We start from the raw sequence: 21,998 nt of genomic DNA, 5'->3' as shown, positions 1-21,998 counted from the left end.
GCGCCGTGCCTGCCGTCCTCGCCGGCGGCTTGCCGCGCACGATCCCGGTCGACGACGCCAGCCGCGTCGGGCAGGCGCGCCGCGTGGTGCAGCAGCTCGCCGAATCGCTCGGCTTCGACGAGGTCGATGCCGGGCGTGCATCGCTGGTGGCGATGGAGCTGGCGACCAACATCCTCAAGCACGCGCAACGCGGCGAGCTGCGCTTGCAGCAGGTCGCTTCGCCGGCGGGCACGGGGCTCGAAATCGTATCGGTCGACAAGGGCCCCGGCTTCGACGCCGCGGCCTGCTTCGACGATGGCTTCTCCACGCGCGGCACGCAAGGCATCGGGCTGGGTGCGGTCGCGCGCCAGTCCGACGTGATGGACCTGTATGCCGACGCACGCGGCGCCGTGGTGCTGGCGCGCCTGTACAAGCGGGGCACGCCGCACCAGGACCTGCGCTACGGCGCGGCGGCGCACGCGGTGCACGGCGAATCGGTGAGCGGCGATGCCTGGCGCATCGCGTTCGACGGCACGCAAGCGAACGTGCTGATGATCGACGGGCTCGGGCACGGCCTTCTTGCGCACGACGCCGCGCAACAAGGCGTCGCGGGATTCGATGCGGATCCGCTCGGCGAACCCGACACCTTGATGGCGTCGCTGCACCAATCGATGCACGGCTCCCGCGGCGGCGCCGTCGCGCTGGCGCGCTACGACGGCGACTCCGGTGCGTTGCGCTTCGCCGGCATCGGCAACCTGTCCGCCGCGACGCACAACGGGCAGGGCTCGCGCGGGCTGGCCTCGCATCCCGGCATCGTCGGCACGCAGTACCGCAAGATGCAGACCTTCGACTTCCCGGAATCGCGCGGCCGCCTGCTGATCATGCACAGCGACGGCTTGCTGTCGCGTTGGAGCCTGCGCGATTACCCGGATTTGCTGGGACGGCATCCGGCCGTCGTCGCCACGGTGCTGTTGCGCGACCACGACCGGGGCCGCGACGACGCCACCGTGGTGGCACTCGCACTTGGACATTCGCGATGACGCAGTCCGGATCAGACGTTGAAGCGCTGCGCGCCGAGTGCGACGCGCTGCGCACCGAACTCGACGAAACCAACCAGGGCGTCGTCGCGCTGTACGCCGAACTGGACAAGCAGGCGGAAGAACTGCGCGAAGCCTCCGAACTGAAGAGCCGGTTCCTGTCGTACATGAGCCACGAGTTCCGCACGCCGCTCGGATCCATCCTGAGCATGACGCGCCTGCTGGACGACGAACTCGACGGCCCGCTCAACGGCGAGCAGCACACGCAGGTGCGCTTCATCAGCAGCGCCGCGGGCGAGTTGACCGAGATGGTCGACGACCTGCTGGACCTGGCGAAGATCGAAGCCGGGCGCGTGACGATCTCGCCGGGCTGGTTCGAGATGGTGGATCTGTTCGCCGCGTTGCGCGGCATGTTCCGCCCGATCGTCGAAGGCGAAGACGTCGACCTGGTCTTCGAAGAACCCGAAGGCATGCCGGCGCTGTACACCGACAACAAGAAGGTCGCGCAGATCCTGCGCAACTTCATTTCCAACGCGCTCAAGTTCACGCCGTCGGGCACCGTGCGCATCGAAGCCGCGTCCGAGGATGCGGACTGGGTGCGCTTCACCGTGACCGACACGGGCATCGGCATCCCGCCGGAACTGCACGACAAGCTGTTCGAGGATTTCAGCCAGATCGACTCGCCGCTCCAGCGCCGCGTGCGCGGCACCGGCCTGGGCCTGGCGTTGTCCAAGCGCTTCGCGGAGCTGCTGGGCGGACACGTCGGCATGCGCAGCGAAGTCGGCGTGGGGTCGGCGTTCTACGTGGTGCTGCCGGTGGCGCTGGCCGGTCCGGAGGCGGGCGATGTCGCCTGACCCCAGCGACGCGGCGCACCCCGGCCTGCCGACGATCCTGATCGTCGACGACAACCCGGCCACGCGTTATGCGATGGGCCGCGTGCTTGGTCGCCAGGGCTACCGCGTGATCGAAGCGGGCACCGGCGAACAGGGCCTGGCGCGCATCGCCGAAGGGATGGTCGATGTCGCGATGCTCGACATCAACCTGCCGGACATGAGCGGCTTCGACATGGTGCGGCTGCTGCGCGCCGATCCGGTCACCGCCCTGTTGCCGATCGTGCATATTTCCGCCGCCTCCACGCACACGCGCGACATGGTGACGGGCCTGGAAGGCGGCGCCGACGGCTACCTGGTGCATCCGGTCGACCCGAACGTGCTGCTCGCGACCGTGCGCACGCTGCTGCGCGTGCGCGCCGCCGAAGAATCCCTGCGCGAGCGCGAGACGCGCGTGCACGCGGAGCGGCTGGATTCGGCGCACTCCGCGCTGGCCGACGAGATCTCCGCGCGCGAGCGCACCGAACAGCAGCTGATGCAGGCGCAGAAGATGGATGCGCTCGGGCAACTGTCCGGCGGCATCGCGCACGACTTCAACAACCTGCTGACGGGGATCATCACCTCGCTCGGCCTGATGGGCCACGAGATCGACACCGGGCACGCGCAGGCCGCCAAGGCCCACGCCGCCACCGCGCTGGACGCCGCGCGCCGCGCGGCCGCGCTCACGCATCGCCTGCTCGCGTTCGCGCGCCAGCAGCCGCTGGATGCGCGCGCGGTGGACGTCAACCTGCGGATCCTGTCGCTCGAAGAACTCCTGCACCGCACGATCGGCGAACAAGTCGCCCTGCAGTTCGACCTCGATCCGGAAGCGGGCATCGCGAGCGTGGATGCCAACCAGCTCGAGAACGTCGTGCTCAACCTCGCGGTCAACGCGCGCGATGCCCTGCCCAACGGCGGCACCATCCGCATCGCGACGCGGCGCGTGTCGCCCACGCGCGCCGATGTGCTGCCGGCCGGCGACTACGTCGAAGTCAGCGTGTCCGACGACGGCACCGGCATCGCGCCGGAACTGCTGGACAAGGTGTTCGATCCGTTCTTCACCACCAAGCCGATCGGGCAGGGCACGGGGCTGGGGTTGTCGATGACCTACGGCTTCGCGCGCCAGAGCGGCGGGACGGCGCGCATTACGAGCGAGCCGGGCGCGGGCACGTGCGTGTCGCTTTTGCTGCCGCTGGCGAACGATCGCACGCTGGCCACCGATCCGGTGCGCAGCCCCGCGAATGCGCTGGCGGACATCCCGGGCAACGGCGAGACCATCCTGGTCGTCGAAGACTCCGACACGGTGCGCCAGCTCACCTCGACGCTGCTGCAGATGTTCGGTTACGTCTGCCTGCAGGCGGCCGATGTCGAACGCGCACTCGAAATCCTGCGCAGCGACCAGTCCCTCGACCTGTTGCTCACCGACGTCGGCTTGCCCGGCATGAACGGCCGCCAGCTCGCCGAGGCCGCGCGCGCGTGGCGCCCGACGTTGCCGGTGCTGTTCCTCACCGGCTACGCGAAGCACACGCTCGCGGTGGGCGATTTCCTCGGCGAGAACATGGACATGATGACCAAGCCCTACGAGGCCGACGCGCTGCTGTCGAAAGTGGCGCGCATGGTGACGCGACCGGTGGGCGCGATCGGCGCCTGAGTCGTCAGCGCTGCGGCACCTTGCGCAGCTTCGTCGTGTCGTAACCGATTGCCTGCAGCTTGCGCACCGCTGCCTCGTACTGCGCCGCCGGCATGCGCGGCGTACGCGCCATGATCCACGCATAGTCGCGCTTGCTGCGCGCCACGATCGTGCTGCTGTAGTCGGGCGCCAGGTCCACGATCACGTACTCGGCCCGGATCGGCCAGAAGAACTGCATGCCCCACACGGCGTTGTTCGTGCCGGGGCGCACGAAGCCCTTCGGCGTCATTGTCTGCACCGGCGCTTCGAAGCTGCCCTTGCGGAAGCGGAACGTCGTGCCGATCGTGCCATCGGCGTTCTTCGCGTAGCGCTCCACCGCGCCCCACGCGTCGCGCTCCTGCCTGGAGGGAATGTGCGCGATGACGTACCAGTCGCCCATGAAGCGGTCGATGTCCACCCGGGCCACGGGCGGGACCGTGGGCGGCGTTGCGTCGGAGGCGCACGCCGTCACCGAGAGCATCGAGCCCAGCAACGCGCTGCCCAGCTTGCCGAAACGTTTCATCGCAGTTCCTCCTTGCGGAAGCGGTAATGCGCGACCATCCATTCGCGGCCGCCGTCGTAGCCGAACAACTCGGCGCACGCCATCCAGAACATGCGCCAGCGTTGCGCCCACAGCGGAGCCGCATCGCCGTAGGCCTCGCGCAGGATCGCCAGCACTTCGTCGCGCGCGGCATCCTGGCGCGCCAGCCAGTGGTTGGCCGTGCGCTGGTAGTGCGTGCCGTCGACGAGCCAGCGGTGCTCGAGGTGCAGGTCGCGCTGGAACATCGCCAGCGTGTCCGCCGATGGCATGAGGCCGCCCGTGAAGAAGTGCCGGCCCATCCAGTCGTCTTCGCCCTGCGTCTCGAAGGGATACAGCAGCGTGCGATGGCAGAACACGTGGACGAACAGCGCGCCGCCGGGGCGGAGCCAGTCGCCGATGCGTGCCATCAGCGTTGCGTAGTTGCGCATGTGTTCGAACATCTCCACCGAGATGCAACGGTCGTAGTGCGCCGCGGGCAAGAGGAGCTTGTTCACGTCGCTGGTCACGACGCGGACGTTGGCGAGCCCGCGTTCGCGCGCGACGGCTTCGATCTGCTGGCGCTGCGCGTTGGAATTGGAAACGGCGGTGATGCGTGCATTCGGATAGCGCCCGGCCATCCACAGCGTGAGCGAGCCCCAGCCGCAGCCGAGTTCGAGGATGTCCTGGCCGTCTTCCAGCTGCGCGCGCTCGGCATACGCGGCCAGCATGGCCTCTTCGGCTTCGGCCAGCGTTTCGTCGCCGCGCGGATACAGGCATCCGGAATACTTCATGCGCGGCCCGAGGCAGGCGCGGAAGAACGCGGCCGGCAGCTCATAGTGCTGGCGGTTCGCCGCATCGACGTGCACGGCCACCGGACTGCTGCGCAGCATGCGCAGGTGCGCCTGCAGCGTGGCTTCCTGTTGGGCAGGTCCGCCCGCGCGTTCGTCGCGCAACCGCTGCGCGCACAGTCTGCGGATGCCGAGGCGCACCGCGGCATCGGGCAACCAGCCCCGTTCGGCCAGGCCGAGCAGGCCGGGCGCGGGCGCATCGTGGTGCGGCTCGAGGTGTTCGATGGCAGTGTTCATGGCGCGCTCCGTGCAGGCTTGGCGGGCGGTTTCGGGATTCAGGGGAAGAACATCGGCGTGTCGCGCATGTAGGCGCGGTAGTCCTCGCCGCGCGTGCGCAGCGCTTGCGCCTCGGTGAAGGGCACGCCGCTCAGGTAGCGCAGGAACACGTACATCACCCCGGGCCCGGTCCACGCCAGCCAATGCCACGGCGAGCCGATCGCCAGCAGCACGTACGCGAACCAGTGCAGCCATTCGAAGAAGTAGTTGGGATGGCGCGAGAACCGCCACAGCCCGCTGCGACAGGTGCGTCCCTTGTTCGCGGGGTCGGCGCGGAAGCGCGCGAGCTGCGCATCGGCGACCGCCTCGCCCGCGACGCAGGCGATGAACACCACGATCCCCGCGACCAACCACGGCGTCCACGCCGTTACCGGATTGCGCGCCACGGCGAGGAGCGGCACCGCGAACAACACGATGAGCAGCGCCTGCGCCTGGAAGAACAGGAACCACTTGCGCTGGTCGCCGTCCCAGCGTTCGCGCAGTTGCGCATAACGTCCGTCTTCGCCTTCGCCCCGCACGCGCCGCAGGAGATGCAGCCCGAGCCGCAGGCCCCACGCGCCGCCGAGCAGCGCGAGCGCCACGCGCGGCAGGACCGCGCCATCCCCGAGCGCCGCGACGAGGACGGCCGCGCCGCCGACGCCGAATGCCCACACCACATCGACGATCCCCGCATTGCGATGCGCGCGCTGCCACGCCCACGCCAGCGCCTGCGCCAGGGCGGCCAGGGCCCACGTGAGCGCGAGCGGCGAGAGCGGATGGTCCGCGAAGAAGTCCATCTCAGGCCTCGATCGCATCGAGCGCAGGCACGGCGCCTGCATCGCGCGCCCCGGGTTTCGCGAACACCAGTTGCGCGACGCCGATCGACCGCTCGCGGAACCCGCCTTCGCAATACGCCAGGTAGAACGTCCACAGGCGCGCGAAGCGCGCGTCGTGCCCCAGCGCGAAGACCTCGGGCAAGCGGGCCTCGAAGCGTTCGCGCCAGGCCTGCAGCGTGCGCGCATACGACATCCCGAAATCCTCCACGTGCAGCAGCGCCAGGTCGCTGCGTTGCGTCTTCGCGTCGATCAACGCGGCGAGGGAAGGAATGAACGAGCCCGGGAACACATGGCGCTTGATGAAATCCACCGACCGCAGCGCCCGTGCGTAGCGGTGGTCCTCGATGGTGATCGCCTGCACGAGCGCCAGGCCGCCGGGGCGCAGCAGCGCACCGATGCGTTCGAAGTAGCCGGGCAGCTGCGCGGCGCCGATCGCTTCCACCATCTCGATCGACACCAGCTTGTCGTAGTCGCCGCGCAGGTCGCGGTAGTCCTCGCGCAGCAGCGTCACGCGATCCTGCAAACCCGCGGCCGCCACGCGCGCGGTGGCCAGCGCGTGCTGTTCGCCCGAGATCGTGGTCGTGGTGACGTGGCACCCGTAGTTGGCCGCGGCGAACAGCGCGAAGCCGCCCCAGCCCGTGCCGATTTCCACGACGCGATCGCCCGGCGCGAGCTGAAGCTTGCGGCAGATGCGATCCAGCTTGCGGCGCGAAGCGACTTCCAGCGTGTCGTCCTCGCGCGCGAACATCGCCGAGGAGTACATCAGGTCGTCGGACAGGAACAATCCGAAGAAATCGTTGCCGAGGTCGTAGTGCGCCGCGATGTTGCGCCGCGCACCGGCGCGCGTGTTGCGTCGTGCCGCATGCCACAGGCGCAAGGCGGCGCCGCCCAGGCGCGCGGGGCCGGTTTCCATCGCATCGAGCAATGCGCGGTTGCGCACGAGCACCTGCACCAGCGCGACCAGGTCGTTGCAGTCCCACGCACCGTCGATGTACGCCTCCGCGGCGCCGACGCTGCCGCTGGCGGCGGCGAGGCGGTAGAACGCGGCGTTGTGGACATGCAGTTCGAGCGCGGGGAACGTCCCGTCGCCCAGCAGCGTGGTGCCGAAGGCATCGTGGACCTGCAGGGTGCCGCCCCGCAGGCCGGCCAGCGTGTGCAGCAGCCGATCGCGGAGCAGGCGATCCAGCGGCGACCAGCGCGGCCGCGCCAGCGGGACGACATTGACTTGGACATTCATGCCAGCGGTTCCTGCAAACGGGGATGGGAATGGATCGGTACGCGCTTGCACCACAAGCGCAACGCCTGCCAATGGATGGCGCCGATCACCTGGACGGTCATCAGCGGGTAGCGCCACAGGACGCGCGCAAGCGCCGGGCCGTCGAGCGGGCGGCGTTGCAGCGCGAGCGTGGCGTCGAATTCGCACGCGCCCTCGCGCAGCACCCGCATGTGCACGCGCAGGTCTTCGCCCGGAACCGTGAAGCGCCAGTCGTACGCGCGCGCCATGCCCATGAACGGCGAGACGTGGAACGATTTGTCGAAGTCCCACCGCAGCGCGCGGCCCGCACGCGCGGCCTCGGCGACCGGCAGCACGTAGGCGTGGCGTTCGCCCCACGGCGTGTTGGTGATCTCCGCGACGATGGCGGCGAGCGAGCCGTCGCGTTCGAAGCAGTAGTAGAAGCAGACCGGGTTGAAGACATGGCCGCCGTAGCGCAGGTGCGCGAGCAGGCGCACCGGGCCGCTCGGGCGCGTGCCCGTCTGCGCTTCGACGCGCGCGAGCACGGCGTCCTTCAAGGGTTGCGTCGCCGGCCCCAGGAAATCCGCGCGCCGGAACTCGGCGAGGTTGGGCGCATCCACCGACCACAGCCAGCGTCCGCGGAAGATCGCGTCGACTTCGTCGAGGTCGAGGAACAATTGCGCCATCCGGTAGCCGAACGCATGCGCGCGCGGCAGGAAGCGGCGATGGCGCACGCCGCCTTCGTACAGGGCGCTGTGCACGACGGCGTTCATGCGGCCTCCCGGGATGGGGCGTCGACGGGGTCGGGCATCGACGTCCCGATGCCTTCGACGCACCAGCGCACGCCGAGCAATTCAGCCACCTCCACCGCGCTGCGCATGCCGTCTTCGTGGAAGCCCCAGCCCCAGTACGCGCCGGCGTACCACGTGCGTGCGCGCCCCTGGATCGTGGGCCGCAAGGCCTGCGCGGCGACCGCGGCGCGGGTGAACACCGGGTGCGTGTACGACATGCGCGCCAGGATCTTGGCGGGATCGATGTCCGTCGTGCGATTGAGCGTGACGATCAACGGCGTGCCGACCTCCAGCGATTGCAGCGCGTTCATCCAGTAGCTCACCGTGCAGGCCCCGGTGGCATCGGTGGGCACGTGCGCATTCCACGCGGCCCACGCCTTGCGATGGCGCGGCAGCAGCGACGCATCGGTGTGCAGCACGGTGTCGTTGGCCTGGTAGGGAATCGCACCGAGCACCGCGCGTTCGGTTGCGTCCGCATCGCCCAGCAGCGCCAGCGCCTGGTCGCTGTGGCACGCCATCACCACGGCCTCGAATCGCTCCCCGCCGCCATCGACCTGGACTTCCACGCCTTCGACATCGCGGCGCACGCGCCGCACCGGCGTGCCCAGGCGGACGTCGACGCGCCAGTCGCGTTCGAGCGCGCGGATGTATTGCGAAGACCCGCCGCGCACGACGCGCCATTCCGGGCGCCCGGAGACCTGCAGCATCTGGTGCTGGTGCATGAAGCAGACGAGATGCCGCGCGGGAAATTCGAGGATGGTGGCGGCAGGCGACGACCACAGGGCGCACGCCATCGGGACCAGGTGGTCGTCGCGAAACGCCTGGCCGAAGCGATGCTGCGCCAGGAATTCGCGCAGCGTCGGATCGCCCGCGCCTGCGTCCAGCAACGCAGGGGCGATGCGGTAGAAGCGTGCCAGGTCGCGCAGCATGCCGAGGAAGCGCGGCGAGGCGATGTTGCGACGCTGGCAGAACAGGCCATCGAGCGAGGTGGCGTTGTATTCCAGCCCGCTGCGCGCGTTGCTGACGGAAAATCCCATCGTCGTCGGCTGCGTCTGCACGCCCAGCGCATCGAACATGCGCGAGAGCAACGGATAGTGCGCGCGGTTGTGCACGATGAAGCCCGTGTCGACCGCCACCGCCTGGCCATCGACCTTCACGATGTGCGTATGCGTGTGCCCGCCCAGGCGCGTGTCCGCTTCGAACAGCGTGACCGCGTGCCGGCGCGACAGGAGCCACGCGCTGGCGAGGCCGGAGATCCCGGAACCGATGACCGCGATGCGCATCAGGGCGCCTTCGCCCTCGCCAGCACCCAGGCGGGCACCGGCTTGAGGTCGCGCACCAGGCCAACCGCCGCCATCGCGCGCAACACGTAGTACGACAGGTCGATTTCCCACCAGCGGAAGCCCTGGCGCACGGTGCCCGGGAAGAAGTGGTGGTTGTTGTGCCAGCCTTCGCCGAAGGTGATCAGCGCCAGCCATGCGTTGTTGCGGCTGTCGTCGCGCGTGTCGAAGCGGCGCCGGCCGAACCGGTGCGCGAGCGAGTTGATCGTGACCGTCGCATGGAACAGCACCACGGTGGACACGAAGAACCCCCACACCAGCAGCTGCGGCCCGTTGGTGTGCAGGCCCGGCGCGTAGCGTTCGAGCAAGGCACCCGCCGCGTAGAGCGCGATCGCGAACAGCACCGGCACGGCCGTATCGAAGCGATCCAGCCAGCGCAGTTCGCGGTATTGCGCGAAGTCCGGCACGCGCGCCAGGTTGGTGCGGAAGGCCGCGGGCGTCAGGAACCAGCCGGCGTGGCTCCACAGGAAGCCATGCACGCGCGGGGAATGCGGATCGCGCGCGGTCTCGGTGTGGCGGTGGTGGTCACGATGGTGCGCGGCCCACCACAGCGGCCCGCGCTGCACGCACGCCGCGCCGATCAATGCAAAGACGAACTGCACGGTGCGCGAGGCGCGGAACGTGCGGTGGGAGAAGTAGCGGTGGTAGAACGCGGTGAGCGCGAACATGCGCACCGCGTAGGCGATCGCCGCGACCCACAGCGCGGTCGCCGACACGCCGACCGAGAACACCCACAGGCACGCCAGGTGCATCGCGACGAACGGCGAAGCCCGCAACCAGTCGATGCGACCTTCGCGTTCGCCGGGCACCTGCGTCGTGGTGTCGAACCAGCGCCGCATCGTCGCGGCGACGGTCTGGGCAACGGCCATGGCATCCCTCCTGGAGCGCGGTCCTGTCCGTGTTACGGACGGGACGCCCCGGTGGATGCACCTGCCAGGTCAGATCTGCGCGATGCCGCCCTTCGCCACGACCGGTCCGGACGGGGCCGCATGCGGGATGCCGGCCAGCGGTTCGAGCGTGACGGCGAGCGTCGCGCCGACGCGCAACGCATCGCGCACGGCGGCCGGCACGTCGATGGTCTGCGCCTTGTCGGTCGAGACCAGGCCCAGCGAGATCGGTGCCTTGCCCGCGGGAATGACCCACAGCTCGTTCACGCGACCCTGCGCATCGGCCGGCACGGGCACGGGCGCCAGGTGGACCTGCGCGGCGCCCGGGTCGATGGAGGCGATCCAGCCCGTGCTGCCGTCGTCGCGTTCGAGCACGGTGACGGGGCGCGCGGGCGTCGTCGGTGCAGGCGCGGGCGGCGCCACGACGACCTGCGGCGGTGCGGGCGGCGCGGGACGCTGCAGCAACGCGAAGCTGATCGCGGCGATGGCGGCGGCTGCGGCGAGCGCGGTGGCAAGGCGCCACGTACGCACATCGTTCCAGCGGCCCGGGCGCGTGTCGTCGCCGACCGACGCCCATCCGAGCGACGTACGCACGCGCGGCCAGACGTGCGCGCTGGGCGCCTGCGGTTGTGCACGCAGCAACCAGGCAGCGAAGCGCGCGTCCCAGGCCGCGACCAGGGCCGCGAACGCCGGATCGCGCGCGATGCGTGCCTGCGCTTCGATGCGCTCGTTCGCGTCGAGCACGCCCAGCGCGTATTCGGCGGCGAACAGGTCGTCGTCGCGCGGCACGTCGGGTTCGAGGCGGTCGGCGGCGACGTTCATCGTTCCAGGCACGCTTTGAGTTGCTGCAGGCCGCGCCGGATCCAGCTCTTGATCGAACCGATCGGCGACCCGGTGCGCGCCGCGAGTTCTTCATACGTGACGTTCTCGAAGAACGCGGTGCGGATGAGTTGCCTGCGGCGCGGTTCGAGTTGCTCGACGCAGTCGTCCAGGCGCGCCTTGTCAGCGCTGGCCTCGGCCTGCATGGCGGGCGAGGGCGCGGGGTCGGGCGCTTCCTCGGCGAGTTCCATCGGCGCGCGCGGGGCATTCGGCATTGCGCGCAGGCGGTCGATCGACCGGTTGCGTGCGATCGCGCCCATCCACGTCAGCGCACGCGCGCGGGCGCCGTCGAATTGCGCGGCCTTGCGCCACACCGTGACGAACACGTCCTGCAGCACGTCCTCGGCTTCCGCGCGATCGGGCAGCACGCGCAGGCAGATGCCGAGCAGCAGCGGCGCGGCATCGCGATACAGAGCTTCGAACGCGGCCCGGTCGCCGCCGGCCACGCGCGCGAGCAGCGCGTCGATGGCGTCGGCGTTGCGTTCGGGCAACACGAGGTCGGTCATGGGGCGCGCGCGTCCTGCGAATCGGGGTGCGGCAGGGCGCCGCGGTGTCCGGCGAACCTTAAGCCACGTGCCGTGAAGGGGGAACGTGGGGACGGGACGCCGGACCGGGTGCGGGTGCATGTCCGCCTTTACGCGGCGGAGGGCGGTGCGGATTCAGGGGGGCGCGGCTCAGTCGACGCGGTACACGCGCGCGCCGGGGGTGTCGTCGTCGAGGCGGAAGAACCAGCGGCCCGCCGCGCCGGGCACCACTTTCACCTTCGGCGCCTGCAGCGGTTTCGACAGCGTGTAGTGGCCCTTGAGGACCTTCCAGCGCTGGCCGTTGGCGAGTGCGAACTCGGTGCCGGGTTCCCAACCGTTCAAGGTGCCGACCAGCGTGCTTTCGATCGGCTCGTCGTTGAAGCCGATGAAGCGGGAGCGTTCGGGTTCGCGCTCGGCGTGCGGCGCGGAGGCGGCGACGGGCGCAGGCGCAGCCTCGGCGTCGTCGCGCAGCAAACGGTTGAGTTCGGCGAGCTGCGCGGCGGTCAGCGTGTCCAGGCCGGTGGCGTGCAGCTGTTCCTTCGTGAAGCGATGTTCGAGGTCTACCCACGTCGTCGCGGCGATCGCGCCGGTGACGAAGCAGGCGAGGACCAAGGCCAGGGTGCGTCGCTTCATGCGCGTTCTTCCAGGGGAATCGAGAGGGCGGCCGCGTCGGGCCGCGCCGTGGCGTAGACCTCCAGCGCGCGCTGGATCAGGCGTGCGTTGTCCCACGCCGCGGCATCGCGCGGACCCGCGGCGGACAAGGCGATGCGCAAGGTGTCGTCGCGCAGCACGCGCAACACGTGGCGCGCGAATTCTTCCACGTGCTCGCCGCTCACCACCGCGCTGCGCGCCTTCCGCAAGACGGTGGCGGTGCCCATCACCGCGGTCGATACGATCGGGATGCCGAGCGCCATGGCTTCGATCAGCACCAGGCCCTGCGTTTCGGTGGGCGAGGCGAACAGGAACGCATCCGCCGCGCGATAGCAGTCGAGCAGCGTGGTGCGGCGATCGAGGTTGCCGACGAAGACCACGTTGGCGTCCAGGCCCAGCGTGCGCACGCGCGTGCGCAAGCGTTTCTCATCGGGGCCTTCGCCGGCGATGACGAAGCGGAGTGCGGGCGCGTCGCGCACGACCCGCGCGACGACGTCCAGCAGGAACGGGATGTTCTTTTCGATCGCGAGGCGACTGACCGTCGCGACCACTGGCGCACCGGGCGCGAGGCCCTGCGCGGCGCGGAAGCGTTGGCCGTCGCCGCCCTGGAATTCGTCGAGGTCGATGCCGGTGGGCAGCACCGTGGCAGGCGTGCGCACGCCGTAGGTGCGCAGCACGGCCTCCATCTCGGTGGTCGGTACGATGAGGTGGTCGACCTCGTGGCACAGCTTGCGCGACAGGCGCCGTGCGACCAGCCGCAGCAACGGCGAGGGACACCACGGCAGGTAGTGCGCGATGTATTCCTCGAAATACGTGTGGTAGGTCTCCACCACCGGCGCGCCGGAGGCGCGGGCGAGGCGCACGCCGACGCCATGCGCGCGGAAGGGCGTGTGCACGTGCACGGCGTCGAAGCGGCGCGACGCGAGGCGGGCTTCGACGGCACGCAACGCACGCGCGGTCATCAAGCGGTCTTCCGGATCGAAGAACAACACGCGCGCCGGCACGCGGATCACGTCGAAGGCGGGACCGAACTCCGTGTCGCGCGCGGTCTGTTCGTCCGACGCGCCGTAGTCCGGCGCAACCAGCGTCACCCGGTGGCCCAGCGCGACCAGCGCGCGGACGAACGTGCGGATCGACGTCGACACGCCGTTGACCCGCGGGAAATAGACGTCCGACACCATGAGCAGGTCCATGCGCGCACGGTATGGCGCGCGTGTGACTGTTTTGAGACAGCCGCCTGCGTCAGGCGGCGAGCGGCCGCTGCAGGTCGAAGGCCGGCCGCGGCGCGAGGCGGGCGAGGGTGGCGTGGGTGTGGGACAGCAGGCGCAGCGTGCCGTCGGGATCCTCGACCAGCGCGGTCAGCGATTCGACCCAGTCGCCATCGTTGGCATAGATCAGGCCGCGGCGCATCTCCAGCGCCGCGCGATGGATATGGCCGCACACGATGCCGTCGAGGCCGCGCCGCCGCACTTCGTCGAGCCCGGCCTGGCGATAGCGCGCGATGTAGCGTTCGGCCGCGTCGCTGCGACGCTTGAGGAATTCGGCGAGCGACCAGTAGCGCATCCCGAAGCGCCGGCGCGCGCGGTTGAGCAGCGCGTTCCCGGACAGGATCCGGTCGTACAACCAGTCACCCACGCGCTCCTGCATCCCGCCGAACTGCGTCTGCGCATCGAACTCGTCGCCGTGCACCACCAGCAACCGGCGCCCATCAGCGGTGACGTGGATCGCGCGGCGCCGCACGCGCATCGCCGGCAAAGCGAGCCCGCAGAACCGCCGCGCAGGGCGATCGTGGTTGCCGGGGATGTAGATCAGTTCGGTGCCCGCGCGGCGCAGGGCATGCAGCGCTTCGACCACGCGGTTCTGCGCCGCGCCCCACTGCGCGCGGCGGCACGCCATCCACCACAGGTCCACGATGTCGCCGACGAGGTACAGGCGTTCGCATTGCAGCTGTTCGAGGAAGGTCGCGAGTTCGGCGGCGTGGCAATGGGTCGCGCCGAGATGGCAATCCGAGACGAACGCGGCGCGATGGCGCATGCGGACTCCGGCATTGGCGATGCGCGCAGGCTCGCGCCGCTGCGCGACACGGCGATGACACGCACGCGACAACGCGGTGACGGCGTGGCCACCGGCGTGTCATCGATCGTCCATCTGCGCCCGATAGCCTTGCGCGCCCAGGGGAGGGAACCGACATGCAACTGGGGAAGACGGACAAGGCGCGCGACGTGCTCGCGGGCGGAACGCGCGGTGGCGTGGACATGCGCGAGCGGCGCATCCTGATCCTCGCGGACGGACGCCGCACGCTGGAGGATGTGATCGCGATGCTGGGCGAGGACATCCGGCCGGCCGTCGATCGGCTGGTGCGCGAGGGATACCTGTCGCCTTCGACGCGTGCGCCGGTGGCGATGGAAATCGCACCGCGCGTGGGGCCCGTCGCCACGCAGGCACCTGCCGCGCGACGTCGTTCGCTGGTGGCCGCGAAGATGTACCTCATCGACATGCTGCAACTGCAACGCAGCACCGAAGCGGCCGACCTGCGCCTTGCGATCCAGTCCACCGGCGACGAAGCGTTGCTGGTCGAACGCTTGCTGGAGGGACTCGCGCATTTGTGTGCCACGACGACGGCCAGTTACGGCGCGCGCGTGCGCGAACGCTTGTCGGAAGTGTTGCCGGAAGCCTTGCTGCCGCGTTTGTCGTCGGTGGGTTGAACGCCCGCTTGCACGTTGCTGAATCCGCAAACATGCGCATTCGAATTCGTCGACACACCTGCACATCTCTGAAGCGAACCAATGCATCGCATGAATGCGCGCGCATCTCACGTATTTCTCATGCGTGCTCTTGCAGAGTGTCACCACCGACGCAAGTCGGACATCGGCACCAACCAATCGCAAGAGAGGAGTAAGCACACGATGGGCAACAACCAGAACGACCGCGGCAACATGGGCAGCAACATGGGCCAGGGCTCCGGCCAGCGCCAGGAAGGCCAGGGCAAGGACTCGGGCAAGACCACGCAGCAGACCCAGAACAAGCAGGACGATCGTAGCCAGGACAAGAAGCCCGGCACGTCCGCCCCGCCGCGCGACGACAGCAGCCACCGCTAAGCAACACCACCCTTGATCAGGTGCGAAGCCGGAAAAGCCCACGCTTTTCCGGCTTCGTTGCGTCAGGCCTCGGCCGACGACAGTGCTTCCAGCACCGCCGAGCCGTAACGTTCGAGCTTGGTGGCGCCGACGCCGCTGATGGTGGCGAGCGCATCGAGGTCGGTCGGTTCCGCCAACGCGATCTGGCGCAACGTGGCGTCGTGGAAGATCACGTAGGCCGGGACATTCTGTTCGCGCGCCACGCTCGCGCGCCACGCACGCAGCGCATCGAACCGCACCGTCGCTTCGTCATCCATCGCCGCCGTGCCCTGCGACGCGCGCGCTTCGCGGCGCGCCTTCGGCAGGCGCTCGGCTTCGGCGCGCAGGGTGAGGGTGCGTTCGCCTTTCAACAGCGCCGCGCTTTCCGACGTGAGCCGCAATGCGCCATGCCCTTCGACATCCACCTGCAGCCAGCCGCCCGCGACGAGTTGCCGCATCACGCTGCGCCATTGCTTCGCATCGAGGTCCTTGCCGACGCCGTAGGTGCTCAGGCGTTCGTGCCCGAACTGCTGGATCTTCTGTGTCTCCGCGCCGCGCAGCACATCGATCACGTGCGCGGCGCCGAACCGCTGCCCCGTGCGATACACGCACGACAAGGCCTTCTGCGCCGCCACCGTGCCGTCCCAGCTTTGCGGCGGTGAGATGCAGTTGTCGCAGCGTCCGCACGCGCCGGGATGCGATTCCCCGAAGTAGCCCAGCAGCGACTGGCGCCGGCAGCTGGTGGATTCGCAGAAGCCGATCAACGCGTCGAGCTTGCGACGTTCCAGGCGCTTGCGATCCTCGCCCGAGTCGCCCTCTTCGATCATGCGTTGCAGCAGCACCGCATCGCCGAGCCCGTACGACATCCACGCATCGGCCGGATCGCCGTCGCGCCCCGCGCGGCCGGTCTCCTGGTAATAGCCTTCCATGGACTTGGGCAGGTCCAGGTGCGCGACGAAGCGCACGTCCGGCTTGTCGATGCCCATGCCGAAGGCGATGGTGGCGCACATCACGATGCCGTCTTCGCGCAGGAACCGGCGCTGGTGTTCGGCGCGCACCTGCGAATCGAGCCCCGCGTGATACGGCAAGGCAACGATACCTTTCTCTGACAACGCCTCCGCCGTCTGTTCCACCTTGCGTCGCGACAGGCAATACACGATGCCGGACTGGCCGCGCCGGGAGGACAGGAACTCCAGCAGCTGTCGCCGCGCCTCCTGCTTGGCGACGACGGTATAGGTGATGTTGCGCCGGTCGAAGGAACTGACGAATTCCTGCGCTTCCTCCAGCTTCAGCCGCTCGACGATCTCGCGCCGCGTGGGCGCATCGGCCGTGGCGGTGAGCGCGATGCGCGGCACGTCCGGCCAGCGCTCGTGCAGCAGCGTGAGCTGGCGATATTCCGGGCGGAAGTCGTGGCCCCACTGCGAGACGCAATGCGCTTCGTCGATGGCGAACAGCGCCAGGCGCGCCTGGTCCATCAGCGACAGGAAGCGCGGCGTCAGCAGGCGCTCCGGCGCGACGTACAGCAGGTCGAGTTCGCCGGCCGAGAACGCACGCTCCACCGCGAGCGCGGCGCCGGCATCGAGCGAGGAATTGAGGAACGCCGCGCGCACGCCGAGCTGGCGCAGCGCCTCCACCTGGTCCTGCATCAGCGCGATCAGGGGCGACACCACGATCGCGGTGCCTTCGCGCAGCAGCGCCGGCAGCTGGTAGCACAGCGACTTGCCGCCGCCGGTGGGCATGAGGACGAGCGCGTCGCCGCCACCGGCGACGTGCGCGACGATCTCGCCCTGCGCGCCGCGGAAGGCGTCGTAACCGAAAACGTGGCGGAGGGTGTCGAGTGCGGCCTGCATGCCGCACAGGTTACGCGAGACCGGCGCCGTCCCGGGCGGAACGACGCCGGCAAATCAGCGGATCATTGCAGCAGCGAGCGCAGCATCCACGCATTCTTCTCGTGCACCTTCAGGCGCGAGGTCAGCATGTCCACCGTCGGGTCGTCGCCGGCCTTGTCGGCGATTTCCAGGCTCTTGCGCGCGGTGCGGCTGACGGCTTCGTTGCCCAGCGTGAGCTGGCGGACCATTTCGCGCCAGTCGGTGTGTTCCACCGTGGTGTCGTCCTTGATGGTGCTCAGGCGCTGGAAATCCTTGTACGAGGCCGGCACGTTGTAGCCCAGCGCGCGGATGCGCTCGGCGATCTCGTCCAGCGCGATCCACTGCTCGTTGTACTGGGTCTCGAACATCAGGTGCAGGCTGTTGAACATCTTGCCGGTGATGTTCCAGTGGAAGTTGTGCGTCTTCAGGTACAGCGTGAAGGCGTCGGCCAGCACCTGCATCAGGGATTCGGAAATGGCCTTGCGATCGTCGGCGTTGATGCCGATGTCGATGTCGGGGGCGTTGGCACCCAGGTTCGGATCCTCGGACAGGGATTTCTCGGACTTGCCCATGCGCATGCGCTCCAGGTGGGGGGTTGCGATCACAATAGTGGGGCGGCGGCGACTCGGGAAATCGATTGTCGCTGCCGCAGTGATTGATGGCGGCTATCAACAGGCAGTGTATGGAATCGAGTGCAAAGACCGCGTCAGGGCGGGCCCGCAACGCCATCGAGGGCGCGCTCTCGAAGGACCGCGGCCGCCTGCTCGGCCTCTGGCAGCGCTGGAACGCGAAGCCGGAAGACGAGGCTTTGCGCGATGCCTTCGCCCAGGCGCTGCAGCGCTCGGTCACCGTGCGCGAGGCCCGCGCGGCCGCCTTGCCGAAGGCCGGGGTGGCACCGGACCTGCCGATCGCGGCGGAAGCCGAACGCATCGTCGAACTGATCCGCAAGCACCCGGTGGTGGTGATCGCGGGCGAAACCGGCTCGGGCAAGACCACGCAGATCCCGAAGCTGTGCCTGGCCGCGGGCCGCGGCGCCGCCGGGATGATCGGCTGCACGCAGCCGCGCCGCATCGCCGCGCGCGCGGTGGCGCGACGCGTCGCCGAGGAATTGCAGGTGCCGGTGGGCGGGGCCGTGGGGTTCCAGGTGCGCTTCACCGACCACGTGTCGGAGCAGACCGCGATCAAGTTCATGACCGACGGCATCCTGCTGGCGGAAATCCAGTCCGATCGCTGGCTGTCGGCGTACGACACGATCATCGTGGACGAAGCGCACGAGCGCAGCCTCAACATCGATTTCCTGCTGGGGTACCTGAAGCAGCTGCTCGAACGCCGGCGCGATCTCAAGGTCATCGTGACCTCGGCGACCATCGACACCGCGCGCTTCGCGGCGCACTTCAACGATGCGCCGGTGGTGAGCGTGGAAGGGCGCGGGTATCCGGTGGAAGTGCGCTATCGCCCGCTGGAAGGCGAAGGCGACGAGGCAGGCGATCGCACCACGCTCGACGGCATCGTCGCGGCCTTCGACGAAATCGCGCGCGAACGCCCGATGGGCGACACGCTGATCTTCCTGCCGGGCGAGCGTGAAATCCGCGACGCGCACCAGGCGCTGGAACGCCGCAAGTATCGCCACACCGAAATCCTGCCGCTGTATGCGCGCCTGTCCGCGCGCGACCAGGACCGCGTGTTCAATCCCGGCCCGCAGCGGCGCATCGTGCTCGCGACCAACGTGGCGGAAACCTCGTTGACCGTGCCGCGCATCCACGCGGTGGTCGATCCGGGCCTGGCGCGCGTGAAGCGCTACAGCCCGCGGCAGAAACTCGATCGCCTGCACATCGAACCGATCAGCCAGGCCAGTGCCGACCAGCGCAAGGGGCGGTGCGGGCGCATCGCGCCGGGCACGTGCTATCGCCTGTATTCGGAACCGGATTTCGAATCGCGCGCGCGCTTCACCGATCCGGAAATCCGCCGCGCCGCGCTCGCGGGCGTGATCCTGCGGATGCTGTCGCTGGGCCTGGGCGGCATCGAAGACTTCCCGTTCCTCGAACCGCCCGATCCGCGCGCGGTGGCGGATGGCTGGCAGCAGCTGCATGAACTTGGTGCGGTGGAAGAGGGCGGCTCCAACGAAGCACGCCAGGCGCGCAAGCTCACCGCGATCGGCCGCACGATGGCGCGGATGCCGGTGGACGTGAAGCTGGCGCGCATGCTGGTGGCGGCGAAGGACATCGGCTGCCTGCGCGAGATGCTCGTCATCGCCGCGTTCCTCGGCATCCAGGATCCGCGCGAGCGTCCGTCGGACCAGCGCGGCGCGGCCGACACGGCGCATGCGCTGTTCGCCGATCCGAAGTCGGAATTCGTCGGCATCCTCAAGCTGTGGGACGCCTACCGCGTCGCGCACGAAGACCTCACGCAGTCGAAGCTGCGCGCGTGGGCCGAGAAACACTTCCTCGGCTTCCTGCGCCTGCGCGAATGGCGCGAACTGCATCGCCAGCTGAAACTGCTGTGCGACGAACTGGGCTGGCAGCAGAACGACACGGACGCGCATTACGCGGATTTGCACCGCGCGTTGATGACGGGCTTGCCGACGCAACTCGGCAACCGCGGCGATCGCGGGCTGTACGACGGGCCGCGCGGGCGCAAGTTCCAGTTGTTCCCGGGCTCGCCGCTGGCGAAGAAGCCACCGCCGTGGGTGTTGTCCGCAACGCTCCTCGATACCGAGCGCGTGTGGTCGCTCACCAACGCCGCGATCGAACCCGAATGGGCGATCGACGCGCTGCCGCACCTGCTTGCCCGGCGCCAGCACGATCCGCGCTGGGCGCGTTCGCAGGGGCGCGTGGTCGGCAGCGAACAGATTTCCCTGTTTGGCCTGGTGCTCGCGCCCAAGCGCCCGATCCATTACGGCGCGCTGTTCCCGGAAGAAGCGCGGCAGATCTTCGTGCGCGATGCGTTGCTGACGGGCGAGATCAACACGCGCAGTGCGTTCCTGCCGCGCAACCTGGCCACGCTGGCGAAGGCGAAGGAAGAAGAAGCCAAGCAGCGCCGCGCAGGTCTGGTGGTCGACGAGGAGTGGCAGGCGCAGTGGTACCTCGATCGCCTGCCGCCGCACGTGCACAACGCGCAGGCGCTGGATGCTTGGTACGGGCGGTTGTCGAAGGAGGCGAAGCTCGCGCTCGACTGGTCGCTCGCCGACCTGATGGTCGGCGACCAGAGCGACGCGATGCGGTTCCCGCCGTGGCTTGCGCTGGGCGATGCGCGGCTGGCGGTGCGGTATCGCTTCGAACCGGGCGCGCCGGACGACGGCATGACGATCGTGGTGCCGCTGCATTTGTTGAATGCGCTGGATCCGGCGCGCTTGTCGTGGCTGGCGCCCGGGTTCATCGCCGACAAGGCCGCGGCGCTCATCAAGTCGTTGCCGAAGGCATTGCGGCGCAACTTCGTGCCGGCGCCGGATTTCGCGCGCGCGTTCGCGGAGGCGTTCCCGGAACCGACGGCGGACAGCATCGAAGGCGCGCTTGCGCGCTTCCTGCACAAGCTGACGGGCGTGGCGGTGGCGACGACCGATTTCGCACCGGAAACGGTGGAGGCGCATTTCCACGCGAACCTGCGACTGCTCGATGCGGGGACCCGGGACCGGGGACCAGGGACCGGGGGTGAAGCGCGGGTGCTTGCGGAGACGCGCGACCTTTCGGAATTGCGCGAACGATTCAGTGCGCGCGCAGAAGCGGCGTTTGCGGCGCGTGCCTCCGAAGGCATGGCGGCGCAGGGGCTGGTCGTGTTTCCCGAGCGCGCGATTCCCGTCTCCGTGCCGGGCGCGGGCGGCGTGCCTGCGTATCCCGCGCTCGAGGATCGCGGCGACAGCGTTGCGCTGCACGTGCACGCCAATCGCGAGGAAGCCGCGCGGCGCCATCCCGAAGGCGTGCGGCGCTTGCTGCACCTCGCGCTCGCCGATCGCTTGAAGCAGGCGCGCAAGCAGTTGCCCGTCCAGCCGAAGACCGCGTTGTTGTATGCGGCCATCGAATCCGCCGCGCCGCGCACGATGGCGGGCAACGACAGCGACCGCCTGCGCGCGGACCTGGTCGATGGGGCATTCGCCGCCCTGTCCGCGCAGGGGCTGGAGGACATCCGCGACGCGGACGCCTTCGCGCACCGCCGCGATGCGATTGCCAAGGGCCTGTTCCCCGAAGCGATGGCGCGCCTGCAGCAGGCGCAGGCGATCCTCGGGCTGGTGGCCGACGTGCGCGCGGGCCTGGACCCGAAGCTGGTCGGCTGGGCCTCGGGCAACCTGGACGACATGCGGGCGCAGCTCGCGCAGTTGGTGCCGCCGGGCTTCCTGCGCGACGTGCCCGCCACCGCGCTCGCCGATTACCCGCGTTACCTGCGCGCACTGGTGCTGCGCAGCGAACGCGCCCTGCGCGACCCGGGCAAGGACCAGGCCCGGATGCTGGAGCTCAAGCCCTTCGCCGATGCGGTGGCGTCGGCGGCCGCCAATGACCTGCTGGGCGAACCGGACTGGCAGGCGTTGCGCTGGGACCTGGAGGAACTGCGCGTGTCGCTGTTCGCGCAGGAACTGGGCGCGCGGGCGGGGGTGTCGCCGAAGCGGCTGGCGCAGCGCTTGCGAGATCTCGGGACCGGGGACCGGGGACCGGGGACCAGGAAGAGCCAACGCTCTTGATCTTCCCGGTCCCTGGTCCCCGGTCC

General features: G+C 69.4%; 20 protein-coding genes. 6 read left to right on the top strand and 14 right to left on the bottom strand.

The annotated features are described in order from the left end of the window. Positions 1-5 precede the first annotated feature (5 nt). From LYSHEL_RS03365 to LYSHEL_RS03355, 3 genes are read left to right on the top strand one after another with little or no spacing between them, the layout of a single operon-like run. A complete protein-coding gene (locus LYSHEL_RS03365; protein ID WP_213437552.1) occupies positions 6-1,019 on the top strand; it encodes an ATP-binding protein in 1,014 nt (337 codons plus the stop codon). Further along, on the top strand, positions 1,016-1,870 hold the full coding sequence (locus LYSHEL_RS03360) for a sensor histidine kinase (RefSeq protein WP_213435657.1): 855 nt from the start codon (positions 1,016-1,018) through the stop codon (positions 1,868-1,870). Before LYSHEL_RS03365 ends, LYSHEL_RS03360 begins: the two co-directional genes overlap by 4 nt. Further along, entirely contained in the window at positions 1,860-3,536 is a 1,677-nt protein-coding gene (locus tag LYSHEL_RS03355) for a response regulator (RefSeq protein ID WP_213435655.1), read from the top strand. The genes LYSHEL_RS03360 and LYSHEL_RS03355 overlap by 11 nt, the downstream gene beginning before the upstream one ends. A gap of 4 nt (positions 3,537-3,540) precedes the next feature. Here LYSHEL_RS03355 and LYSHEL_RS03350 read toward each other — a convergent pair whose 3' ends face one another. From LYSHEL_RS03350 to LYSHEL_RS03295, 12 genes are all read right to left on the bottom strand, one after another. Continuing rightward, positions 3,541-4,077 (bottom strand): lipocalin family protein, encoded by a 537-nt coding sequence (locus tag LYSHEL_RS03350; protein ID WP_213435653.1) that lies wholly within the window; start codon positions 4,075-4,077, stop codon positions 3,541-3,543. Next, on the bottom strand, positions 4,074-5,159 hold the full coding sequence (locus LYSHEL_RS03345; RefSeq protein WP_213435651.1) for an SAM-dependent methyltransferase: 1,086 nt from the start codon (positions 5,157-5,159) through the stop codon (positions 4,074-4,076). Before LYSHEL_RS03345 ends, LYSHEL_RS03350 begins: the two co-directional genes overlap by 4 nt. A 38-nt stretch (positions 5,160-5,197) precedes the next feature. Continuing rightward, positions 5,198-5,974 carry a DUF1295 domain-containing protein gene (locus tag LYSHEL_RS03340; protein WP_213435649.1) on the bottom strand — a complete coding sequence of 259 codons (777 nt, stop codon included), beginning with the start codon at positions 5,972-5,974 and terminating at the stop codon, positions 5,198-5,200. 1 nt (position 5,975) lies between these two features. Beyond that, a complete protein-coding gene (locus tag LYSHEL_RS03335; RefSeq protein WP_213435647.1) occupies positions 5,976-7,250 on the bottom strand; it encodes an SAM-dependent methyltransferase in 1,275 nt (424 codons plus the stop codon). Continuing rightward, positions 7,247-8,020 (bottom strand): DUF1365 domain-containing protein, encoded by a 774-nt coding sequence (locus LYSHEL_RS03330; protein WP_213435645.1) that lies wholly within the window; start codon positions 8,018-8,020, stop codon positions 7,247-7,249. The genes LYSHEL_RS03335 and LYSHEL_RS03330 overlap by 4 nt, the downstream gene beginning before the upstream one ends. Then, positions 8,017-9,321, bottom strand: a complete 1,305-nt coding sequence (locus LYSHEL_RS03325; RefSeq protein WP_213435643.1) for an NAD(P)/FAD-dependent oxidoreductase — start codon at positions 9,319-9,321, stop codon at positions 8,017-8,019. Before LYSHEL_RS03325 ends, LYSHEL_RS03330 begins: the two co-directional genes overlap by 4 nt. Next, positions 9,321-10,247, bottom strand: coding sequence for an acyl-CoA desaturase (locus LYSHEL_RS03320; RefSeq protein ID WP_244858645.1), 927 nt, complete (start codon positions 10,245-10,247; stop codon positions 9,321-9,323). Before LYSHEL_RS03320 ends, LYSHEL_RS03325 begins: the two co-directional genes overlap by 1 nt. A 69-nt stretch (positions 10,248-10,316) precedes the next feature. Next, the gene (locus LYSHEL_RS03315; protein WP_213435641.1) at positions 10,317-11,087 is read right to left on the bottom strand and encodes an anti-sigma factor; all 771 of its coding nucleotides are present in this window, start codon (positions 11,085-11,087) and stop codon (positions 10,317-10,319) included. Further along, entirely contained in the window at positions 11,084-11,650 is a 567-nt protein-coding gene (locus tag LYSHEL_RS03310; protein WP_213435639.1) for a sigma-70 family RNA polymerase sigma factor, read from the bottom strand. The genes LYSHEL_RS03315 and LYSHEL_RS03310 overlap by 4 nt, the downstream gene beginning before the upstream one ends. Positions 11,651-11,818: 168 nt before the next feature. Further along, the gene (locus LYSHEL_RS15970) at positions 11,819-12,301 is read right to left on the bottom strand and encodes a hypothetical protein (protein WP_244858644.1); all 483 of its coding nucleotides are present in this window, start codon (positions 12,299-12,301) and stop codon (positions 11,819-11,821) included. Continuing rightward, the gene (locus LYSHEL_RS03300; protein ID WP_213435637.1) at positions 12,298-13,512 is read right to left on the bottom strand and encodes a glycosyltransferase; all 1,215 of its coding nucleotides are present in this window, start codon (positions 13,510-13,512) and stop codon (positions 12,298-12,300) included. Before LYSHEL_RS03300 ends, LYSHEL_RS15970 begins: the two co-directional genes overlap by 4 nt. A 49-nt stretch (positions 13,513-13,561) precedes the next feature. Continuing rightward, positions 13,562-14,353: a UDP-2,3-diacylglucosamine diphosphatase gene (locus LYSHEL_RS03295; protein ID WP_213435634.1), complete on the bottom strand. Its 792-nt coding sequence runs from the start codon at positions 14,351-14,353 to the stop codon at positions 13,562-13,564. Positions 14,354-14,508: 155 nt separating this feature from the next. On the opposite strand from LYSHEL_RS03295, the gene LYSHEL_RS03290 reads away from it, so the two are divergent. Beyond that, positions 14,509-15,024, top strand: a complete 516-nt coding sequence (locus tag LYSHEL_RS03290) for a hypothetical protein (protein WP_213435632.1) — start codon at positions 14,509-14,511, stop codon at positions 15,022-15,024. 201 nt (positions 15,025-15,225) lie between these two features. Further along, on the top strand, positions 15,226-15,417 hold the full coding sequence (locus tag LYSHEL_RS03285; protein WP_213435631.1) for a hypothetical protein: 192 nt from the start codon (positions 15,226-15,228) through the stop codon (positions 15,415-15,417). A gap of 62 nt (positions 15,418-15,479) precedes the next feature. Here the strand turns inward: LYSHEL_RS03285 and recQ are convergent, their stop codons facing one another. Both recQ and LYSHEL_RS03275 read right to left on the bottom strand, forming a co-directional pair. After that, positions 15,480-17,285, bottom strand: coding sequence for a DNA helicase RecQ (gene recQ / locus LYSHEL_RS03280; protein ID WP_213435629.1), 1,806 nt, complete (start codon positions 17,283-17,285; stop codon positions 15,480-15,482). Between the two features lie 62 nt (positions 17,286-17,347). Continuing rightward, the gene (locus LYSHEL_RS03275; RefSeq protein WP_213435627.1) at positions 17,348-17,875 is read right to left on the bottom strand and encodes a Dps family protein; all 528 of its coding nucleotides are present in this window, start codon (positions 17,873-17,875) and stop codon (positions 17,348-17,350) included. A 110-nt stretch (positions 17,876-17,985) separates the two neighbouring features. On the opposite strand from LYSHEL_RS03275, the gene hrpA reads away from it, so the two are divergent. After that, positions 17,986-21,972: an ATP-dependent RNA helicase HrpA gene (hrpA, locus tag LYSHEL_RS03270; protein ID WP_213435625.1), complete on the top strand. Its 3,987-nt coding sequence runs from the start codon at positions 17,986-17,988 to the stop codon at positions 21,970-21,972. Positions 21,973-21,998: the final 26 nt, after the last annotated feature.

The organism is Lysobacter helvus (assembly GCF_018406645.1).
Taxonomy (GTDB): Bacteria; Pseudomonadota; Gammaproteobacteria; order Xanthomonadales; family Xanthomonadaceae; genus Noviluteimonas; species Noviluteimonas caseinilytica.
This window is presented reverse-complemented; position numbering and strand designations above follow the sequence as displayed.

Bases quoted from the DNA above. Each gene is read 5' to 3' on its own strand.
- LYSHEL_RS03325 (WP_213435643.1), bottom strand. From the start codon at position 9,321: ATGCGCATCGCGGTCATCGGTTCCGGGATCTCCGGCCTCGCCAGCGCG.
- LYSHEL_RS03350 (WP_213435653.1), bottom strand. From the start codon at position 4,077: ATGAAACGTTTCGGCAAGCTGGGCAGCGCGTTGCTGGGCTCGATGCTC.
- LYSHEL_RS03290 (WP_213435632.1), top strand. From the start codon at position 14,509: ATGCAACTGGGGAAGACGGACAAGGCGCGCGACGTGCTCGCGGGCGGA.
- LYSHEL_RS03340 (WP_213435649.1), bottom strand. From the start codon at position 5,974: ATGGACTTCTTCGCGGACCATCCGCTCTCGCCGCTCGCGCTCACGTGG.
- LYSHEL_RS03330 (WP_213435645.1), bottom strand. From the start codon at position 8,020: ATGAACGCCGTCGTGCACAGCGCCCTGTACGAAGGCGGCGTGCGCCAT.
- hrpA (WP_213435625.1), top strand. From the start codon at position 17,986: ATGGAATCGAGTGCAAAGACCGCGTCAGGGCGGGCCCGCAACGCCATC.
- LYSHEL_RS03355 (WP_213435655.1), top strand. From the start codon at position 1,860: ATGTCGCCTGACCCCAGCGACGCGGCGCACCCCGGCCTGCCGACGATC.
- LYSHEL_RS03295 (WP_213435634.1), bottom strand. From the start codon at position 14,353: ATGCGCCATCGCGCCGCGTTCGTCTCGGATTGCCATCTCGGCGCGACC.
- LYSHEL_RS03320 (WP_244858645.1), bottom strand. From the start codon at position 10,247: ATGGCCGTTGCCCAGACCGTCGCCGCGACGATGCGGCGCTGGTTCGAC.
- LYSHEL_RS03285 (WP_213435631.1), top strand. From the start codon at position 15,226: ATGGGCAACAACCAGAACGACCGCGGCAACATGGGCAGCAACATGGGC.
- LYSHEL_RS15970 (WP_244858644.1), bottom strand. From the start codon at position 12,301: ATGAAGCGACGCACCCTGGCCTTGGTCCTCGCCTGCTTCGTCACCGGC.
- recQ (WP_213435629.1), bottom strand. From the start codon at position 17,285: ATGCAGGCCGCACTCGACACCCTCCGCCACGTTTTCGGTTACGACGCC.
- LYSHEL_RS03345 (WP_213435651.1), bottom strand. From the start codon at position 5,159: ATGAACACTGCCATCGAACACCTCGAGCCGCACCACGATGCGCCCGCG.
- LYSHEL_RS03310 (WP_213435639.1), bottom strand. From the start codon at position 11,650: ATGACCGACCTCGTGTTGCCCGAACGCAACGCCGACGCCATCGACGCG.
- LYSHEL_RS03300 (WP_213435637.1), bottom strand. From the start codon at position 13,512: ATGGACCTGCTCATGGTGTCGGACGTCTATTTCCCGCGGGTCAACGGC.
- LYSHEL_RS03335 (WP_213435647.1), bottom strand. From the start codon at position 7,250: ATGAATGTCCAAGTCAATGTCGTCCCGCTGGCGCGGCCGCGCTGGTCG.
- LYSHEL_RS03315 (WP_213435641.1), bottom strand. From the start codon at position 11,087: ATGAACGTCGCCGCCGACCGCCTCGAACCCGACGTGCCGCGCGACGAC.
- LYSHEL_RS03360 (WP_213435657.1), top strand. From the start codon at position 1,016: ATGACGCAGTCCGGATCAGACGTTGAAGCGCTGCGCGCCGAGTGCGAC.
- LYSHEL_RS03275 (WP_213435627.1), bottom strand. From the start codon at position 17,875: ATGGGCAAGTCCGAGAAATCCCTGTCCGAGGATCCGAACCTGGGTGCC.